Annotated in this window: 16 protein-coding genes; 11 read left to right on the forward strand and 5 right to left on the reverse strand. The window is 43.1% G+C overall.

All coding sequences use genetic code 11. The annotated features are described in order from the left end of the window. Position 1: 1 nt before the first annotated feature. From ABDV94_RS18420 to ABDV94_RS18435, 4 genes are all read left to right on the forward strand, one after another. Positions 2-2,023, forward strand: a complete 2,022-nt coding sequence (locus ABDV94_RS18420; protein ID WP_343748690.1) for an OmpA family protein — start codon at positions 2-4, stop codon at positions 2,021-2,023. A 62-nt stretch (positions 2,024-2,085) separates the two neighbouring features. Beyond that, complete coding sequence (locus ABDV94_RS18425; RefSeq protein ID WP_343748691.1) at positions 2,086-2,991, forward strand: geranylgeranylglycerol-phosphate geranylgeranyltransferase; 906 nt, start codon at positions 2,086-2,088, stop codon at positions 2,989-2,991. Continuing rightward, on the forward strand, positions 2,988-3,560 hold the full coding sequence (locus ABDV94_RS18430) for a Maf family protein (protein ID WP_343748692.1): 573 nt from the start codon (positions 2,988-2,990) through the stop codon (positions 3,558-3,560). Before ABDV94_RS18425 ends, ABDV94_RS18430 begins: the two co-directional genes overlap by 4 nt. A 59-nt stretch (positions 3,561-3,619) precedes the next feature. Beyond that, entirely contained in the window at positions 3,620-4,144 is a 525-nt protein-coding gene (locus tag ABDV94_RS18435) for a class IV adenylate cyclase (RefSeq protein WP_343748693.1), read from the forward strand. A 60-nt stretch (positions 4,145-4,204) separates the two neighbouring features. Here ABDV94_RS18435 and ABDV94_RS18440 read toward each other — a convergent pair whose 3' ends face one another. The 4 genes from ABDV94_RS18440 to ABDV94_RS18455 all read right to left on the reverse strand — a co-directional run bounded on the left by ABDV94_RS18440 (position 4,205) and on the right by ABDV94_RS18455 (position 14,192). Then, a complete protein-coding gene (locus tag ABDV94_RS18440; RefSeq protein ID WP_343748694.1) occupies positions 4,205-5,095 on the reverse strand; it encodes a hypothetical protein in 891 nt (296 codons plus the stop codon). Positions 5,096-5,112: 17 nt separating this feature from the next. Continuing rightward, positions 5,113-8,745: a hypothetical protein gene (locus ABDV94_RS18445; protein ID WP_343748695.1), complete on the reverse strand. Its 3,633-nt coding sequence runs from the start codon at positions 8,743-8,745 to the stop codon at positions 5,113-5,115. A gap of 205 nt (positions 8,746-8,950) precedes the next feature. Further along, positions 8,951-12,391, reverse strand: a complete 3,441-nt coding sequence (locus tag ABDV94_RS18450; RefSeq protein WP_343748696.1) for a LamG-like jellyroll fold domain-containing protein — start codon at positions 12,389-12,391, stop codon at positions 8,951-8,953. A gap of 106 nt (positions 12,392-12,497) precedes the next feature. Next, entirely contained in the window at positions 12,498-14,192 is a 1,695-nt protein-coding gene (locus tag ABDV94_RS18455) for a M14 family zinc carboxypeptidase (RefSeq protein ID WP_343748697.1), read from the reverse strand. Between the two features lie 106 nt (positions 14,193-14,298). Here ABDV94_RS18455 and ABDV94_RS18460 point away from each other — a divergent pair, with 106 nt between their 5' ends. After that, positions 14,299-15,090: a hypothetical protein gene (locus ABDV94_RS18460; protein WP_343748698.1), complete on the forward strand. Its 792-nt coding sequence runs from the start codon at positions 14,299-14,301 to the stop codon at positions 15,088-15,090. On the opposite strand, the gene ABDV94_RS18465 is transcribed toward ABDV94_RS18460, so the two are convergent. Continuing rightward, positions 15,087-15,470 (reverse strand): helix-turn-helix domain-containing protein, encoded by a 384-nt coding sequence (locus ABDV94_RS18465; protein ID WP_343748699.1) that lies wholly within the window; start codon positions 15,468-15,470, stop codon positions 15,087-15,089. The two genes, ABDV94_RS18460 and ABDV94_RS18465, sit on opposite strands and share 4 nt — an antisense overlap. A 347-nt stretch (positions 15,471-15,817) precedes the next feature. On the opposite strand from ABDV94_RS18465, the gene ABDV94_RS18470 reads away from it, so the two are divergent. From ABDV94_RS18470 to ABDV94_RS18495, 6 genes are all read left to right on the forward strand, one after another. Then, positions 15,818-16,105, forward strand: coding sequence for a hypothetical protein (locus ABDV94_RS18470; protein ID WP_343748700.1), 288 nt, complete (start codon positions 15,818-15,820; stop codon positions 16,103-16,105). A 123-nt stretch (positions 16,106-16,228) separates the two neighbouring features. Next, entirely contained in the window at positions 16,229-16,612 is a 384-nt protein-coding gene (locus tag ABDV94_RS18475) for a VOC family protein (RefSeq protein WP_343748701.1), read from the forward strand. 16 nt (positions 16,613-16,628) lie between these two features. Then, entirely contained in the window at positions 16,629-17,030 is a 402-nt protein-coding gene (locus tag ABDV94_RS18480; RefSeq protein ID WP_343748702.1) for a hypothetical protein, read from the forward strand. Between the two features lie 19 nt (positions 17,031-17,049). Further along, entirely contained in the window at positions 17,050-17,730 is a 681-nt protein-coding gene (locus ABDV94_RS18485) for a hypothetical protein (RefSeq protein WP_343748703.1), read from the forward strand. A 53-nt stretch (positions 17,731-17,783) separates the two neighbouring features. Then, positions 17,784-18,173, forward strand: coding sequence for a hypothetical protein (locus tag ABDV94_RS18490; RefSeq protein WP_343748704.1), 390 nt, complete (start codon positions 17,784-17,786; stop codon positions 18,171-18,173). A 105-nt stretch (positions 18,174-18,278) separates the two neighbouring features. Then, positions 18,279-19,241, forward strand: a complete 963-nt coding sequence (locus ABDV94_RS18495) for a hypothetical protein (RefSeq protein ID WP_343748705.1) — start codon at positions 18,279-18,281, stop codon at positions 19,239-19,241. Positions 19,242-19,333 lie beyond the last annotated feature (92 nt).

Here is a 19,333-nt window from a genome sequence, read left to right on the forward strand (position 1 = left end):
CATGAAGAACCTTGTATTGGCTTTGTTTGTTTTGGCTGTTGCATCTTGCTCTACAGCTCAAACAGGTTATTCTTCCAAAAACAAAAAAGCAATTGCGCTTTTTGAGCAGGGACGTGACGAACCCGGTAAATCCATTGATCCGAAAACGCACGGTCCGAACTATGCCGGAGGAATTGCCCTGTTGGAGAAAGCATTGGAAAAAGATCCGACATTCTGGGAAGCACACATGGTTGAAGCTGAAATGTATGAATTGATGGGGAAAGCCCACCAGGCTATCGAACATTACCGAAAAGCACTCGAAATCAATCCGAATCATTCACCGACAGGCGCAACGTATTATTACCTTGGAACATTGGAATATGCCGTGGGAGAATACGAAAATGCTTCCAAAGACCTGAATAAATACATTCAAAATAAAGGAGCGCACCCGGATTATGTTGCTCAGTCAAAACAAATCATCAACGATTGTGCTTTCGCGATTGAGGCGATGAAAAATCCGAACCAATTCAAACCGGTTAACCTCGGACCTGGTGTAAATACCAAAGATCCGGAGTATTTCCCAACAATTACCGTTGACGGAAAGACCCTGTTGTTTACCCGTTTGATTGATGACAAGCGCGTACCGGGACCTTACCAGAAACAGGAAGATTTCTACGTTTCCAACCTGAGTACTTTCAATACCTGGGAACTGGCCGTTCCGATGCCTAAAAACATCAATACCGTTAACAACGAAGGAGCGCCGACAATCGGGGCCGACGGACGAAGCCTGATTTTCGTAGCCTGTTCGGATGAAACAGGAACAAATTACGGAGACAACCGCAAAGGAAAAGGAAGCTGTGATTTGTTCTACACCAAGCGTTTGGGAACACAATGGCTCGATCCGGTAAACCTTCCCGGAGCAATCAATACTTCGAACTGGGAGTCACAACCTTCACTCTCTGCTGATGGAAAAACCCTGTACTTCGTGCGCAAGGTCATGACCAAAAACGGAAGACCGGATTCCGATATTTATACTTCGACACTGAAAGATGACGGAACCTGGGACACACCGGTTCGCCTGCCGAATACGATCAATACGCCATACATGGAGGAATCTGTCTTAATTCACCCGGATGGAAAAACATTGTACTTCTCTTCCCGCGGACATCCGGGAATGGGAGGACTGGACATTTTTGTTTCGCGAAAAGATGAAAACGGCGAATGGGGAAAACCGGAAAACCTGGGCTACCCGATCAACACCAGCGCAGATGAAAACTCCCTGCTGGTGAGTGCCGACGGAGAAATTGCCTTTTTCGCTTCTGACCGCGAAGGTGGTTTCGGAGATTTAGATTTATATTACTTCATCATGCCGGATAAATTCAGACCGGTGAAAACGCTTTACTTCGACGGATTGGTATTCGACGCGATCACCAAAAAACCGATCCCGGGAAAATTCTCTCTGGTGAACATCAAAACCGGAAAAGAAGTCATCAAATCAGAAGCGGACCAGGTTACGGGAGCATTTACGGTTTCCTTGCCGATCAACGAGGAATACGCACTCTCGGTAAGTTATCCGGGCTACACTTTCTTCTCGCAGAATTTCAACATGACTTTGGCCGACAACCAGGAATCATTCCACATGGATGTTCCGATGGTTTCTGTAACCAATACAACGAACCCGGTTGCTTTGAAAAACGTGTTCTTCGACCTGGGAAAAGCATCCCTTCGTCCGGAATCATACGTGGAGTTAAACAAGTTGCGTGACTTCCTGAAAGCAAATCCAATGATTAAAATTGAGATCGGCGGACATACCGATACCCGTGGGGATGATGCTGATAACTTAAAACTGTCTGATGCACGTGCCAAATCCGTGAAAGATTACCTGATTCAGCAAGGAATTGAGGCTTCCCGCTTGTCTTCAAAAGGCTACGGAGAAACCATGCCGATTTTCTCGGATGAAGTCATTGCGAAAATGGCAACGGATAAGGAAAAAGAAAAAGCGCACCAGGAAAACCGAAGAACGGAATACAAGATTGTGAAATAATGCATTTCCTGCGACTCATACGGCCCATAAATCTATTCGTCATTGCGTTGACAATGTATGGAATGCGTGTTTATTTCATTCCGCGGATTCATATGAGTCACACCCAGGGAAATTCCGAGCCGCTGGATTTCTTTTTGCTGGTTTTCTCCACGGTTTTAATCGCAGCCGCGGGAAATATCATCAACGATTATTTTGATGTAAAGGCTGATAAGATCAATAAACCGCATAAGGTGATCATCGGGAAATACATCAAACCACGCTGGGCCATTGTGCTGCATTGGATTCTGAATTTCGTGGCTTTTGCCATTGCCTGTTACCTGAGCTGGCGTTATAAAACGTTTTGGTATGTCTTTATCCACCTGCTCAGCATCAATGCGCTTTGGTTCTATTCCATGTATTTCAAGCGCCGCTTCCTGATCGGGAATATCATCATCGCCGGATTAACTGCATTGGTTCCCATTCTCTGCGGAATTCACTTCCTGGAGTTCATTCAAAGCCAGAAAGATTACCTTCCGGCAAGTTGGACAATTGAAACCCCGCTGCATACCGGATGGGCTTTCGGTTCGTATTTCAATACGTTTGTGGTGCTTGTTTTTGCATTCTATGCAGGAACTCTGAACCTGATCCGCGAAATCATCAAAGATATCGAAGACGTGGAAGGAGATTTGGTCTTGAGGGCCAAAACACTTCCTATCGTCCTTGGAAAACGAAAAACAAAAATCATCGCGATGGTGCTTCTGGTATTGCTGTTATTGACCTCCGTTCCATTCCTGGTAGATGGTTATTTTCTTTACCGCGGGCAGTTCCTGGTAGCCTTCGCTCCTATTCTGCTTATTCCCGTTGGTATTTTGTTTGTTATCGGGTTGCTGGGAATGAAAACAGACGGGCAGTTGAAAACAGCAGATTTCCTGCTTAAAATCCTAATGGCTATTGGCTGTTCGATGCCTTTTTACTGGTATTTTTTATGAATCAGATCAAATGGATCTTAGGCTCGCAATCGCCTAGAAGAAAAGAATTATTGGCCGGAATCGGAATCGAATTTGATGTCCGCACCAAAGACACGGAAGAAATTTACCCGGAAACGCTCGAAGCGGAAAAAGTCCCCGAATTTCTGGCAAGATTGAAAGCCCAGGCATTGATTCCTGAATTATCCGAAAATGAAGTGGTAATTTGCGCCGATACGGTCGTGATCCTGAACGGGAGAATCCTGGGAAAACCAACGGACCGGGAAGATGCTGAAAACATGCTGGCTGAACTATCCGGAAAAACACATACGGTTATTACCGGAGTTTTTATCGGTTCTGCAAATAAATCAACATCTTTCTCCGATAGAACAGAAGTCACGTTCGAACACCTGACACCAACGGAAATCAGCTTTTACATCGAGCAATACAAACCGTTCGACAAAGCAGGTTCGTATGGGGTTCAGGAGTGGATCGGTTATGTTGCCGTGAAACATATGGACGGAACATACACCAACGTCATGGGATTGCCGACTCACCGCCTTTACCGGGAAATTCAACAATTCGTTCAATAACACAAAGACGTTTACCGGATATCTTTTCAAGTTCCGGTAAATCATCCCAAAGAGACAACATGAACATCAAAAATTTTGAATTCAAGGCAAAAGTGGACGAGTTTGACAGCTACGAAGCCAAATTATTGACCTTAAACCCGGTTTTTCAAGGTTTGGATCATCAAGTCGATACGTATTTTAATGCACCTCATGGTAGGCTGAAACTTCGGGAAGGAAACATTGAAAATTCCCTGATCAATTACGACCGGGAAAATAGTTTAGGATCGAAAGAATCACAAATCATTCTGTACAAACACGAACCTGACAGCGCACTAAAGGCAATTCTGATCAAACAATGCGGGATCAAGGTAATCGTGGACAAAAAACGGAAAATCTACTTTGTGAACAACGTGAAATTTCACTTCGACCGGGTCGAAAACCTGGGAACATTTATCGAAGTGGAAGCCATTGACAGGAACGGGGAGTTTACATTGGAAAAACTTAAAGCGCAATGCGACTACTATTTCAATTTCTTTGAATTACCGGTAGAAGCCCTCATTGATAAATCCTACAGCGACCTGATCCTGGAACTGGAAAATATATAGGATTTCCCGCAGATAGCGCTAATAGTGCAGATTTCGTACTGTATTTTGCCCAGGCAATGATTATTCCCACCCTCTGTTTCTCTTAAAAGCTTCAGGAATATATTCTGCTTCAATCTGATTATAGCGTACTGATCCCGGACGGTTCTTTACAATCCCTTCTAAACGCATCTGTTTCGTTTTTGCATTCATTATCCATTTTTCTGAAGTTGTGAAATTTGTGTTCTCACCAATCGTGTAATTAACCTTCACTTCTGCTATGGAATCATTTACCATCGTTCCTTCAAAGCTAAAATTCCATTCCGGATCTCCTTCTGAATACCCAGCCCCTCTTCCGCTTACTTTACTTCCATCAAGCCAAAGCTGGATATATTCAGTCAGTGTAGTTCTTTTATATGCATTTGAAGAAGCAGATTTATAACAAATAAGGGTAGAATTGGTCTGATCACTTTCAGATTCCTCTCCCTGAATTTCCGTTTCGACATCCTCAATAGTAAGATATTCAGAAACATCCGGAAATTTATCACAGGATAAAGAGGTAACCTTCCACACGATTCCGTCTGTTATTTCAGACACAACCATACCCGTAATTTCAATAGCATTATTCTTGATTCTAAGTGTCCATTTTTGTTCGGTGGATTCTGAAATATTATGAACTACAATATGATATACCGAATCACTGATTACTTTGCCCGAAAAATCATGGATGACATCTCCCCAAACTTGATTTTTTACCAGTAATACCCCTTTGATGTTCTTTTGATCGATTGATAATCTCAGATGTGTAATTCCCTTACTATTCGTTACCTCATAGCATTGAGTACCCTGGCCAGGAAAAGATAAGGATTCATTTTTTGAATTATTTACCGAAGATTTCGACGAATTACTACAACTCAAAGAAAAAGAGAGTAAAGCAATTAAAATAGCTGAGAACTTCATTATTTGTATCATCATTTGATTTGTTTCATTTATTATTTATCTACAATCTGAATATGTAAATGGTTATCATTATCAGGAAACACGATTATTTCATAACCATTAGACCTTAATTTCGTAAGCGTATCTTTGATTTTTTGACTCTTCAGATATTTCTCTGCTTGATTAAATTTTCCATTTACCTTAGTCGATCCATGTGACAAAAGAGATCTTTTCGTTGAATCAAAAAACTCTCCCTGTAATGGAAGACCAATTCCATATACTACATTATTCAGTTTAGGGAGTTGATTCAGAGTACGAACAACCGATTCGAGTGCTGTATCTGACGCAAAACTTCCGCTTACAATGTTAAAGTCAATTGCCTGCCCCTTACCATGTTGGGAAGTTCGCAACTCACCAGTTAAATTTACGTTATTTTTCTTATAGCTATTCCAAATCATAAAACTACCTATAACTAAATTGGTAACTTTTCCTGTTCGGCCATTTTCATCCCATTTTTTGATCTCTTCCCTTAGTATAGAAACGATAACAACAAGAATATCTATTTCTTTTTGTGCTGAATCAAACTTATGGTTTTTCTCAATACCAGACTTTTTCCCGGTACCTATTTCCTTTCCCTCTTTTATTTTGACAAAAGTATCTTCCGTACCTCCAAGACCCGATACTGTATGTTTACTACCTTCCGAAGAGAAGGTAACAATTCCTAATTTCTTAGCTTCTAAAATGAGTTCCGCATATTGCTTATTTTTCTCTTTAGCCGAAAGTTTGTCATTAACAATTTTATTTTTCCAGATAATGTAAGGATTAGTATCTGTGCTTTCATCAGATTTTTTGTTGGCTTCATGAATTGGTGCGTCAGCCACTCCACTAAGGGCATTTTTAATACTCATTTCCAAAATTCCACCTCCGGAAGTAGAAGGTGTTGTCTCTTTTTCCTTAACATTTTTAACGGATGGCGTATTAAACAAATTCTCCATGTATGTCATATAGTAAAGCAAACCAACAGTGTTTCCTCTCGGATCAACCACTCCGTCTACACCAGTTTTTTCTTTGCTATTAAAGCTTTCCAAATCACCGTCATTCATTTCCCTAACAAGCTCTTTCTGATAGTTAGTCAGAGGAGGATACATCTCCTTTTTCTGAAATTCTGTAATAGCATCTCCGAGATTTGCCTGTTTATATCCCAATTTGGTCAGCATTCCCTGCACAAAATTAGCACTTGCGCTGGTATTGCTCTTTCCTTTACCTTTCCCAACGGAAGCCATCGGACGCTTTTTATCACGAACGAGTCCCACTTGTCCCATCATCGCTTTTAATTCCATTTCATAACGTGGTGCAGAAGCATATCTTGATCCTTGCTCATTTTCAAATGTTTCTCCTTGTTTTTCTAAAAGCTGATCCGCTGTTTTAGCAGAAAGGTAATCATGTGCCATCAAATCCATATAGAAAAAGATTCCTTCCTCAGGAGTAGTCATATCTTTTACCCATGGCTTAGCTCCTTTATCTGTTTCTCCGACATTGTATGGGTTTTTATACGGATTAGATCCTTTTGTTCCCAATCCGCTTTCCAGTCTTCCCTGAATCATGGCTAATTCCACTGGAACAATATAACTTAAATCACCATATTTTAAATAAATACGCTTTGCAGCATTGACAAACATATCACTGGTCAATAATTTCTTAGTTGCATTTATTTGCTTATACCATTCTTTCAAGTAAGCCTCACTTGTTTTTTTATACTGCTCAAAAAATGCCTTATCTGAAATCTTGGATTCATCAATTTCCATTTTCGAATCCCGGATAGCATCTGAGGGAGACCACAAGGTTTTAGTATAATCAGTTCCTCCTCTCGATCTCAGCTCGTTTTTCCCTTTATTCGCATTTGACAAAGCTGGTGATTTAGACTTGTTTCGTTCCTCTTCCAATCTTCTTTGTTCAGCCTCCGCTTTTTTACGCTCCTCTTCCTCCTTTCGTTTTCGTTCTTCTTCCCGACGCTTGATTTCAGCTTGTTTGATTCCCTCGACTTCAGTTCCCATGACAGTGATTTTTTTCTCTCCGGAATCCAGTACCTTCTGTGTGGCTACTTCGTCAACTGCTTCTGTCTTGCGTCCTGTATTTAACGCTTTAATGACGGTTTTATCTGATTGCGCGATCAATGCACTAAATTCGGTTTCCTGCAAGTGAATTAATAATTGTACATCGCTGGTTTCTGTAATTTTTGTGTTAAAGGCGTTCAATAAAGATTGTTGAGCTGATAGTTCATCTGTAATGACAATAAATCCAGCCTTGTCCTCTGTTATTCCATTTATGTTTACATGAAGAGCTCCAATCAAGCTTTTGTATGAACTAATCACCTCATCATAGCGTTCCATATATTGACGGCTATATTCTTTTCCATACTCTGCAAGTATGTTACCTGCTTTTTCTTTCTGTTCATTAGCCTTGACCAAATGTTTTTCAGACACTTCCAATAGTTGAATCGTTTTCGTAACATCCATATCAGCAACCAAAACGGCTTCTTTTGTTGTTATTATAACATCATTAATAATTTGATTATTAAGGAGTAATTCGTCGTTGATTGTGTTTTTGATCAATTTGACTTTGTGATTGATTACAAAATCATAATCCGGAAACCACTTATTGAGTAAACGTTTATATTTTTCAGTTCCCCAAAAGCGTTTTTTATGTCCCTCCATCCTATTTAAAAAGCGTGTGGTCTTTTTCCTGAACTTCTGTATCTTCTCTTCTTTTGTTTGTGTTTTTTTCGATTCGAAAGGGTCTAAACTATCGCCTTTTTCAATCATTTCCATCTTGTGCAGGGAGTAGATTTCGAATTCTTTTTGCAGATGTTCTTGCTCTTCAGGGCTTACCTCTTCTTTCGCTTGGATGTCTTCCGCAGGAATCAAATTTGTTGTTTCAATCGGATTTACCGCTCCTGCTTTCAGCACTTCCGGTTCTTTCAATGATCTATTTTCATCTTCTTTTTCTTGGAGTTTTTCATCTTCCTTTAATGGCATTCCAGGAGCAAGAGGTACTGGTTTTGTATGTACAAAACCGCTATCTGCTGGTAATAAGCTATTGTCAGACGATGTTTTATTCACAGCATTATCTGATACATTGTCACCAGCTTCTTCAGTTAGTTTAGCTTCATCGTTTTTATCCTTTACAGGATATGCCTCTCTATCACCGACTGATTCATCAAGTAGTTTTTCGTATTTCGCAGGAACTCCCGGAGCATTCTTGATTTCATCCTTTTCAACTGAAGTTTCCGAAATGATTTCTTTTTCACCTTCGGTTTCTCCGTTATTCTCCTCTTTGGGCGTGGATTTATCCTTCCGGAGGTTTCGCATCAAATCGCCCAACCTCATGAATTTTCCAAAAGTAGTGTGAGGATCGAAATGCCCCTGACCGGAACTCTGATCTACGGTTCTTTTATTGGCAGAAGTTCTCTCGGCTAAAGATTTGCCCTTATCGATGTCCTTCACATGATCTGAAGTAACACCAGTACTTTTTTTAATTTCGGGTTCTGTATCCAATGGTGTTTCCTTCCCGTCGGATGCTTCTGGCTGATCGGAAGTCTCCGTTTGAAGTATGGATGGATTTGATCCCCGGCTGCTAAAGGATGTTTCACCGGATGATTCTTCCGATTTTCGAATAAATTCTTTCATGATTTGATTAAGTGGTTGAATGAATAATGACTTCTAATTGAGTGTCTAAAATGGTTTTGGTTATCTTAAATATAACAATTTATTTTTACAAATTGAAATAAGACAACTTGTTTTCCAGGTATTCAGACAAGTTTAAAGATAATTCCAACAAAAAACGCGGCTCATCCAATGGACAAACCGCGTTTCCTTTTTCGTTTGTTTTCATTTATTGCTTCACAAACGGTGTTGTTTCAGAACCATTGTCTCCGCTTACGCGCACGAGGTAATATCCGTTTTGCAGATCATCTACCCGGAAATCGACTCCGTAAGTCTGATTGTTGCTGCTCACTTGCTGGGAGCGGATGATTCGTCCGTTCATGTCAATGATTTCAGCACGGGCATTTGATCCTACATTTCCAACCAGTTCCACCCGGATTTTGTCTGAAGACGGATTCGGGAAAACCATCAGTTCATTTGTCGCCAGGGTATTTTCTTCCAGTCCCAAAGCAAAACCAACGGAGAAATTGTAACGGTAATACGAACCGAAGTCCCCCGGGAAGGTTTTCACAATCGAACCTCCTACTTTGCGGATTCGGAAGGAACCAGCTGTTTCACCTTCCACCTGGGAAGAATACCAGAATGCCAATCCGTCGTTATCGCTGTCTTCAAGGATAATGGAATAACATCCCGGAGCCAGGTTAAACGTGTCTTTGTAATCCGTGGTGTTGGTCAGAGCCGTGCGTTCAAAAATAGTCGTTCCGTTTTGGTCAACCAGTTTCCAGTTGTTCTCATTCGCCTTATTATTGGTATACATCCAAATGAAGAACGGCCCGTTGATAACATCCGGAGCAGTGTATTTCGTTTTGAACTCGTTGTTATTCGGGTATTCGTCTACAGAAGATGATCCATCAATCTCAATAACGCGTGCATAAAAACCATTTGTTGGATTCGCTCCCAGCCAGAAGTTCTGATCCGATACCGGAATTTCCACAATTTCCTTTTCCAGGAATCCGAGGTTTCCGCTCCACACATAGTCGACGAAGTTTCCGTAAGTCACCCAGATGCGGATTTTACAAGACGTGAGCGGTAAAGCCCCGTTATTTTGCAAAATCACCCGCGGATTGGTACACGTCGGGTTCCATTTACGATAATACTCATAACTGTTCGGATTCAAAATATCCAGGATCGCTGCGTCGTGCTGGAAGTTCGGAGCCGAATAAGACACCAGATCGATCGCTGTGATGTAGTTTCCTCCGGCCTGTCCCGGATCGTTTGCAGGAACGTCGCTGATATCGTAATCAACGGAAATCGTATCTCCCGGCTGAACAAAAGAAGACAATTCGTGGTCGTATTCCGCCACCATGTCGCCCGGACACCAGCCTTCGCGGGCATACGGCCATGTTCCACCCTGACCGATATTCGGGTTTTTACCGCAGTCATCTCTCCAGATGCTCCAGCTAAAACGCTCTACTCCGTCGATGATAATCTTGTGCTGTTTATCCTGCCATTCACAACAAGCTCCGTTTCCAACCTGTCCGTGACCGGAAAGTCGTGTTTTCAGTTTGAAGTTTTGAGAGGTATCGGAAAGTACCACCTGCTTGGCCTGCAATACGACATCATTTGCCATATCGGCATAGTTATAAGAAGTCCAGTTATTCCAAACCGGCTGAATATCGTGTACGTCTCTGGCCGGAATTCCCTCTACAAAAGCAAATTTCAGGTCGAGTAATTCTTGTGTATTGTGTGCAGCCAGATCGACTGTTCCGTGCAGGTATTTCTGGTAATCCGTCACGTCATAAATCCAGGTAAAACCTTGCGGGCCGAGATCAAAACCGATTCCATACGGTGTAATGTAACGCCCGATTTCCACATCGTTGATCAGTTCGAACGGTGCCTGGTAATACGTAATGGTATCATTCAATTCGGTGGCATCCACTGCACTTGGCGTAGCTGATAACACCGCTCCCGAAGAAGACAGAATATCCATCGTTCCGGCAGTATATGTTTTTTGGTTGGAAGCAACGATAAAGCTGTTATCGCTTTCCACGTAGTTGAATTTCACGGACACTTCCGGAAACAAAGCTGTCAGTACCGAATCCGTGGTGACGGTATTGTACGTTCCCTGATCTAGTGAGAACACCGGAATTTCAGCCGAAGAAACTGTTCCTGGAAGGAAATCAGAACCGGATGCGATAACCGTATTGGAGGCCGAAACCATTGCCAGGCGATTGTGTACCGACCGGTCGATGCAAGCTCTTTCCCCATCAAAATCATAGTAAAGCTCCAGGTTCGAATAATTCGGATGAGCAGGTGTAATCTTGCGGTTCATCCAGGAAGCCACATCCGCAGCACTGATAGCCGCCGACCAAATACTGAATTCGTCAATATCTCCTTTGTAGAAATTAGCTTCAGAAGCGTTAGCCCCCAAAATAAAGCGGGTGATTTTTCCTACCGGACGGTTTTTTCCTGTTCCGGAATGCCACAGTGCGCCGTCTTTGTAGATAAACATTTCTCCCGTAGAAGTTCTTTTCACAAATGCCCAGTGATGCCACGCGTTGTCAATATCTGCAGCTGTAACCGTTTTGGTTATGCGGTCATAACCTCCACCCGATCCCGCATCGAAATAAAGCATGTTATCCGACCACGGCATGTGAATATTAAAAATCCGGTTTCCAAGTGAATCAAACGCTTCCACGATCGATGTGCTGTTTCCGAAACTGCCGTTTCCTTTCGTCCAGAAAGCCACGGATACATCTCCACCCAAATCCACATTGCTCAGGTTGACATTGGCAAAGTTGGAACCGGTTGCCCGGAACAATCCGCCGGCATTGTCGTAGAAAAGTGCATTCGACGTTCCAAGGGTTTGAGACGCAAGCGCGCTCGTCACGACTGCCTGGTGTGCATCTTCGTAACTCACTTCGATAATGATGTTATCTGTTCCGTTGTAATTGAACGGTGCTGAGAAATGAAATACCGTTGCTCCATTGGTAATATTCGTCACATCGTCATTGAAAACCTGTGTAAAACCGGTCGTTTCCCAGCTTGTCAATGCATTCAGTGAAGTGTGTTTGATCCGAATCCGGACGTTTTCCAATTCGGAAATTCCCTGGGAAAATGCCAGCTGCAACGCGTTGATATCTCCTGCAACCATTCCGTTGGAAGCCAAATCCGAAGCCGAAACAATCCATTGTAATTTAGCTCCGTTCGATCCGGTTTCCACCCAGTTGATTCCCGATGCAGCAATGCCTGATACGGCATGCATATCGGATGTTTGAGCTGTTCTTCTTGCAACCAGGCGGTACTGCTGGTCAAAATAAACCTGATTGGCATATGCATACGATGCCGGAGCCAATGTATTCACTTTAAATTTCGGGCCATCTACTCTCACGGAATCCCATACTCCCGTGTGATCGAAAATACGCGTATAAGTCAGGTAATCCCACTCACCGCAATTGTATTGATCCCAGGTTGTCAAAGGAGAACACTTCAGCTTGTAATACATCAGCACTTTTTCGAAGCGCTTGGTATCAAGGCTTGCCGGAAATTCAAAATTGGCTCTTCGGGTGGAAATGGTATCAAATGTATAAGTTTGAACCCAGGTTGTGTCCTGCGCGGACGAAATCAGCGCAAACATCCCAAAGAGACCGGAGAGTATCAGTCGTTTCATCATTATTTCATTGTATTGATCGTAAAGATAGCCTAAAGCATGTCTTTAGCTATAACGTTTTTGCGACATTTCCGGGACAATCACCTTCCAACGCTTGAAATGCTGATTAATAGACTTTAAAAACCGGTAAACGGTTGAAAGTCCGGTTTTCAAAATTCGGGCTGTGCTGGTAAATGAAGAACAACTGAGCCGACGGATTTTTAGCGAATGTGGCATCTTCCCGTTTTTTAGCCTCAAACAACTCCCTGAGTTTCGAATCCGTTTCGAGTAATTGCGCCGCCGCATCTTCAAAAACATACGCCGAAAAGTATTCCTTTTCCTGAACGTAGCTGTCCATCAGGTTCCAGGCAAAATACGAGTCTTCACTTTTCGGTTCGAGGACCGAAACAATGAAATTCCGCTTCGGCTGGTCTGCCGGAATCCACACACTTCCCTTCGGAATGGAAACCACTTCCTTTTGCTCCAGCACTTCGACCGAACGGTGCAGGTAATGTCCTTCATACGGTTTTGAACCGGATTCGAATTGCTGAATCCGCTGCGTAAACACTTCCTGGTCTGCCCGACTGCTTGTTTCCTGCATTTTGATTCCATTCAGTTTCAGACGTTCAATCAATTCAACAGCCTCCGCAGAAATGTAATATCCTTTCGGGATGTGCACCGAATCACGGGCTGTGAACGTGTGGTAATACGGAATGTACTTGCTGTAGGGCTTTGTCCGGTCATAAAACAAGCGCTTCTCTCCTGTCACCAAACTCGGTTTGTAGCCGTGTTCAAAGCCTTTGAACAGGATAGAATCTCTTTGAGTGGTGAGTTCATAGTTGACCGGATACCAATTTTTCAGTCGGTCATTGCGGAATGCATCCGAGCGGGCATGTTCCAAACCTTGCGAAGCACTATGCGTCCAGCGGATCAGGAAATCCAGGTAGTCTTTTGTTGCCCGAACGCGCTGTGGAAACGGTTTCAGCATATGGGTTTCAATCGTTACGCTCAAAGCATGAAACAAGGTTCCGTAGCCTTGCGCATAACGCGGCAGGTCGTTGAACGCCTCCAGACCGGATTCAGGAGTATCTTCTCTTGTTTCCACATACGGAGACCAGTCCCAGCCTTTTTTCTTCAACGTTTCAGTCAGTGCAGGAATGTATTTCTGATCCATCAGGCGCTGAATTCCAGGGTCCGTACGCTCTTTCATCGAATGGATCAGTGTCAGTGTATACTGGTAATCCGCGCCGTTTGAAACGTGCGTATCTACAAACACATCCGGATCAAGAGCGTGATAGATTTTGGCAAAGGTTTTGGCATTCCGGGAATCCATTTTGATGAAATCACGGTTCAAATCCAGGTTTTGTGCATTTCCCCTGAAACCGTATTCTGCAGGTCCGTCCTGGTTGGCTCTGCTGCTCGCAGAACGGTTAAGCATTCCCCCGATATTGTATGCCGGAACAATTGCAATGACTGGTAATCCGCTTGTTTTCTTTCCTTTTTTGATCCATTCGTCAATCCAGAGCAAACACGCATTTACTCCATCCGGTTCTCCGGCATGAATGGCGTTATTGATCAGGATTGTTGTGTTGGTACGTGCCTTTTCAAAGGTCTGCAGGGAATCCGCACCTCCGTTGATCACCAGCAGGTAGATCGGGTATTCGGTATCAGAAGCTCCCATTTGAAACAACCGGATTTCGGGATGTGCCGCGTCCAGCTTTTTGTAAAGTTCAATCAGTTCCGGGTAAGTTGGTGTTTGATTTTGATCCCATTGCGCAAACAGGAACACCGGAAAAAACAAAAGAGCAATCGTCAGTTTCATGTTCTAAAAATACGTATTGTTGCAGTATCTGAAAAATGAACGAAACGGATCGGGGAATGTAGTAGCACAAGAAACGGCTTTTACAACGTTCCAAACCATCACGAACATGAAATTACTTTTTCCACTCCTTGTTGCCTTCACACTGCTTGCAAGCACCAGTTTTGCAGATTGCGCAGGGTCGGGTTTATATGCCTTTCCGGATCAAAAGGAAGTCCGAACCAACAATTTGTTCCTGCTGGAAGGTTATGCCCACAGCCAGCATATCATCAAGGGATTGAACACCGAATTTCCTATTTACCTGAAATCCGGTGATGAAACCATCCGGCTGATTGTACAGGAAACCCATACCGGGCAATTCTTCCTGACACAAGCGCTCCTCAAGCCGGAAAAGTTCTTAACGGAAGGAAAAGAATACACTTTGGTGATCGACAACTTACCAGACCAGGAAGGAATGTATCGCTACAACATAAAAACCAGGAAGAGAGAAGCCATTACGTACATTGCCAGCGGGAAAGAAGATCATCGTATTCCTGCTTTTACCTCCGCCCCCAAAGAAAAAGAGAAGTCATTTATTTCTCTTGGATGCGGCCCTGCAGTAGATGTGACATTTTCATTCAATGTGTCAGATGATTCGGATGACTCTGATAATTCGGATTTATTACTGATGCGGACAAGCGTTAAAAGTGCGGATAGCGACTCAAGTACCACCTACCTGGTCGTCTGCGGCAACAAGTGCGTTTCAATCGGTCACAACATGTGTTCGGGAGCTTTTACATTTATAGAAGGGCAGGCATACCGCGTTCAATTCAAACTCCTGGATTTCTGTGGAAATGAAGCCCCAAAAGCGTCCGAATGGATTTTGTTTACCAGTCCCACAAACACCGATTCACCGCGTTAACCGGCAATCTTTTCAGCGGTATTTTCGCGGATAATTCCTTTGCGGTGGTTCACTCCCCAATGAATCATGCTGTCCATCACATCGCTGAGCAGTCTGCCGGAATCCGTTAATTCATATTCCACCACTACCGGAATGGAATCGTAAACCGTCCGCTTGACAATGCCATTCAATTCCAGCTCTTTCAACTCTTTGGAAAGCATCCGCGGCGTGATCTTCGGGATATTGCGCTGCACTTCTGTAAAGCGTTTCTTGCCGAAAAACAGGGTGGCAATAATGGGCATTTTCCATTTCCCGGAAATGACGTTCAACGTGTCGTTAATTGCCAGAACAAACTGGGTCGGGCAGGCTTTTGCTTCTTCCAAGCTGATTTTGTATTCCATCCTTTCCTGATTACAAATTATTTTTCAATGCTTCTTTCCAGTCAGTTCGAGTACCGCAGTGTAACAAGGTGTATTGAGAACAACTGGAAATTGAAAACTTCTTTTCGGAGTTCCACATACACTGTTAGTCATTCTCGATATCCCTCCGGGACTCGAATTGACTAAAACCAGGCATTCGGAACTCCGCGTGATTAATTATCCGGGTACAAGTATACCAAAGTATATCGATATAGAAAAGTATATTACTACTTTTTGTATAGTTCAAACATCTACCACGCATCACATCACAGCGGATGTTTTATCCTATCTGAATTTTCGTAACTTCGGGCAAAAATCAACTCGCAGTTATGAATATCCTTGATTTTATCTGCGGCGGCCTGCTGATGAACGCTATGCCCCACTTTATTTTCGGAATTGCCAACATCCGCTTCTTAGGTATGTTCGGATTCAGTCCCAAAGGAAATATCCTCTACGCCCTTGCACAATTTGCACTCTGCCTGGTGTTGTTTCACTTGAGCCACGGCATTCAAACAATCCTTGATCACGGCATTTTCCTGGGAGCTGCAGCCGTTTTGTTTTTCTTTTTGATCTTCGGGAAACCGGTAATGCGTTACTATCAGAAAAAACAGCATTAACCGAACCAAGCCTTGTGCGAAAATTTAAATCATCAAAAGAACAAAAATCGAAAGAGTTTAAATTGAACCTTTTGAACTATTGAACGTTCAAACTCTTGATCAGATTTGGTTACTTTACAAAAAATGGAAAAACACATGACGATTCATCCCACACAGCTCACTCCCGTCCTTCGAACGAACCAACTGGAAGAAACCACTGCGTTTTACTGCAATGTACTGGGATTTACCTGCAATGAAAAAAATGACGACTGGGGCTGGGCATCCTTATCTGCCGGAGATATTACTCTTATGCTGGCAAAACCTAACGAACACGAACCTTTTGAAAATGCGAAATTCACCGGTTCTTTCTATTTTCGTGTTCCCAACGTTGACGAAGCCTGGAATCACCTGAAAGACCGCGTTTCTGTCTGCTACGCACCGGAAGACTTTCCCTGGGAAATGCGCGAATTTGCCATTTATGACAACAACGGCTACCTGCTGCAATTCGGGCAGGAAAATACCAACTAATACCATCAACAATATTATGAACGACCTTTTAGACGAAATGAGCCCGAAACCGGCAAAACCAATCCGCTTTCTGTGGTGGGTTGCTTTAATCTGGGGAGTATTTTTTGCAATCGGGTATTTGTTCCGGCACATGCATTGGCCTTATGGCAACACCCTGAAAATTATCAGCGCCGGCGGATTCATTGCTTATGCTTTTTCCTGCTTTCTGCTCACTAAACCACGTAGAATTGCTGTTATAGCTTGCACCCTGGCCGGCGCAGTATGGATCAGTTACGTTCTTTGGGGAGTATTTTTCAATGACGGACACCCGGTGAATTTTGTAGGATTGATGCTCCAACTAATCTCATTCGCTATTTTCTTCCTACTCGACTTCGGAATTCTGTTCCTCGTAAAAAAAACACGGCAAAAAAGACATTAAACCATCACATTCAAATCACATGAACAACAAGCCCCTCAGCCTGTATCTTAGTTTTTTACTGATCTTCCTGTTTTCGTGTAAAAACCAGGAACCGAAAAAACTTCCGGTAGATACAGACCAAGAAATCGTTTACGTCAAAAAAACATTCCTGAAGCCGTTTTCCGGGTATGACATTGCGGGAGAAACAATCCGGCTTTCTACTTCCGGAAATAAAATTCTTCCCGCGGGTTGGGTTGAAGTGACGCTGGAAGCAAACAGTCCTCATGGCCACTTCTTTCTTGTTTTTGTGCGCGACGTAGCAGATCAACAAATGGACTACACATTTAATTTGAATGATTTGGATCACCTGGGAATGAACGATCGCATCTACTCCAAAGGCAAAGACTCGACCGAACTCCTATACCACATGCTGATGAAGTCCGTGGAACCAACATCTCAGTACCTGACTGTTTTTTACAGTCTACCGGCCATCTGCGAAAAGGTATTGCCCAACCCGAAACTAAAACGAGGGTTTCAACGCCATTTTTCACAAGAATTCGGAGGAGAGAACCGGGTTTTGATCCAGCCATACATCCGTCTGAATACACTCCTGCTCGCTGATTTGAGGAAAAAAGGACTCATCAGCGGGAACGACAGGGCGTATTGCAATGACGGATTTGGAACCGCATACCGTTACAAGAAAGTAAACGAGTTGGAATAAAATTATTTGATTTATTTTGCACGCGAATTACTTACATAACGCCTTCATGCTCTATGAAAACTTGTTTTCAACTTTTACTAATCACTTTTGTTGCTTTCGGAATCAGTTCCTGTAAAGACAAAAAGTACCCAACCATTAACATCCTCACTCCTACGGCTGATTCTTACTATCAGGTCAACCAGCAATATACTGTTCACGCAGAATTGACTGATGACCGGGGAATCATTTCACACCGTTATTATTTCGGGGATGAAAACGGCGTTCCGGATCCGGATTTCACCGATTATGGAACCACAACGCTCAAAAAGAAAGAGAAAAAACAAACGATCAAAGTCATTACTTCTTTACCGAACATAACGGGCGAATTTTACCTCCACGTGGAAGCAACGGACGATACGGGGAAAACGACCAAGCAATCCAGACGTTTTTACATCACGCCATAATCGGGCACACATACTGAAGTTTAGCCGGGACGAAAAATCCCGGCTTTTTTGTTTCCGCAGTTCGTTTCGGAACGCATTTACGTATATTTGATTCAAAACAAATACATGTCAGACAGCTTCAGTAAACATCCGGTTGTTTTTTACAACGTTGAGAACCTCTTTGATACCGTAGACGATCCGGAATTGCAGGGAAACGAGGAATTCACGCCTGAAGGCGATAAAGCCTGGGACGATGAACGCTACCGTGAAAAACTCGAACGGCTTTCCGAAGCATTGCTGCTTGCCAACGGTTCCACACCACTGGCTTTCGGGATGGCGGAAATTGAAAACCGCTTTGTCGTAGAAGACCTCATCCGTACCAATCAATTGCAATCCGTTCCATATGAGATCGTGCATTTCGATTCGGAAGACCGGCGCGGGATTGACTGTGTGTTTGTTTACGACCGTCGTTTCCTGGAAACGGTATTGGAAACCAAACTGATCGTGCGTGTGGAAGACGAACCACATTTCAGAACGCGCGATATCCTGCATATCAAAGCACTTCTTTGCGGTCGGGAAATTCATTTCTTTGTCAACCACTGGCCGTCGAGGAGAGAAGGTATCAAAGAATCTGAAAACCGCCGGCATGCAGCCGCTCAGTTGCTCCGTGCAGAGATCGACGAAATTCTGCATTTCAACCAGGATGCCAATATCATCGTGATGGGAGATTTCAACGACACTCCCGAAGATCCGAGTATTCACCAAATTCTGCGTGCCAAAGGACAACACGAACAAAAAAGCGGAGATCTCGTCAATTTGTTAATTGAAGAACAGAAAAAAGGAGCCGGAACAGTTGTGCACGAACGCCAGTGGGATGTATTCGACCAACTGATTGTTTCCCAGGGATTGCTCCAGGGACAATCCGGACTGGAAGTAGACCAAAACAATGCATTCATTGTCCGGAACCCCAAATTGCTGCATACGTTTGCAGATGGGAATCAAAAACCGAATTCGAGCTATGGCGGCGACTATTACCAGGGCGGTTATTCCGATCACTTACCTGTTTTTTTGAGATTGAAAGAGAAATAGTTCAAATAAAAAATCTTATCTATTGTCTATTGTTCATTGTCTATTGTTCATTGTCTATTGTCCATTCTCAATTTTTATTTTTTAATTTTTAA

Source organism: Fluviicola sp., from assembly GCF_039596355.1.
Taxonomy (GTDB): Bacteria; Bacteroidota; Bacteroidia; order Flavobacteriales_D; family Crocinitomicaceae; genus Fluviicola.

Coding starts and splice junctions, on each gene's coding strand:
- ABDV94_RS18495 (WP_343748705.1), top strand. CDS start 18,279: ATGTCAGACAGCTTCAGTAAACATCCGGTTGTTTTTTACAACGTTGAG.
- ABDV94_RS18480 (WP_343748702.1), top strand. CDS start 16,629: ATGAACGACCTTTTAGACGAAATGAGCCCGAAACCGGCAAAACCAATC.
- ABDV94_RS18465 (WP_343748699.1), bottom strand. CDS start 15,470: ATGGAATACAAAATCAGCTTGGAAGAAGCAAAAGCCTGCCCGACCCAG.
- ABDV94_RS18430 (WP_343748692.1), top strand. CDS start 2,988: ATGAATCAGATCAAATGGATCTTAGGCTCGCAATCGCCTAGAAGAAAA.
- ABDV94_RS18425 (WP_343748691.1), top strand. CDS start 2,086: ATGCGTGTTTATTTCATTCCGCGGATTCATATGAGTCACACCCAGGGA.
- ABDV94_RS18455 (WP_343748697.1), bottom strand. CDS start 14,192: ATGAAACTGACGATTGCTCTTTTGTTTTTTCCGGTGTTCCTGTTTGCG.
- ABDV94_RS18440 (WP_343748694.1), bottom strand. CDS start 5,095: ATGATGATACAAATAATGAAGTTCTCAGCTATTTTAATTGCTTTACTC.
- ABDV94_RS18450 (WP_343748696.1), bottom strand. CDS start 12,391: ATGAAACGACTGATACTCTCCGGTCTCTTTGGGATGTTTGCGCTGATT.
- ABDV94_RS18475 (WP_343748701.1), top strand. CDS start 16,229: ATGGAAAAACACATGACGATTCATCCCACACAGCTCACTCCCGTCCTT.
- ABDV94_RS18485 (WP_343748703.1), top strand. CDS start 17,050: ATGAACAACAAGCCCCTCAGCCTGTATCTTAGTTTTTTACTGATCTTC.
- ABDV94_RS18470 (WP_343748700.1), top strand. CDS start 15,818: ATGAATATCCTTGATTTTATCTGCGGCGGCCTGCTGATGAACGCTATG.
- ABDV94_RS18435 (WP_343748693.1), top strand. CDS start 3,620: ATGAACATCAAAAATTTTGAATTCAAGGCAAAAGTGGACGAGTTTGAC.
- ABDV94_RS18460 (WP_343748698.1), top strand. CDS start 14,299: ATGAAATTACTTTTTCCACTCCTTGTTGCCTTCACACTGCTTGCAAGC.
- ABDV94_RS18445 (WP_343748695.1), bottom strand. CDS start 8,745: ATGAAAGAATTTATTCGAAAATCGGAAGAATCATCCGGTGAAACATCC.
- ABDV94_RS18490 (WP_343748704.1), top strand. CDS start 17,784: ATGAAAACTTGTTTTCAACTTTTACTAATCACTTTTGTTGCTTTCGGA.
- ABDV94_RS18420 (WP_343748690.1), top strand. CDS start 2: ATGAAGAACCTTGTATTGGCTTTGTTTGTTTTGGCTGTTGCATCTTGC.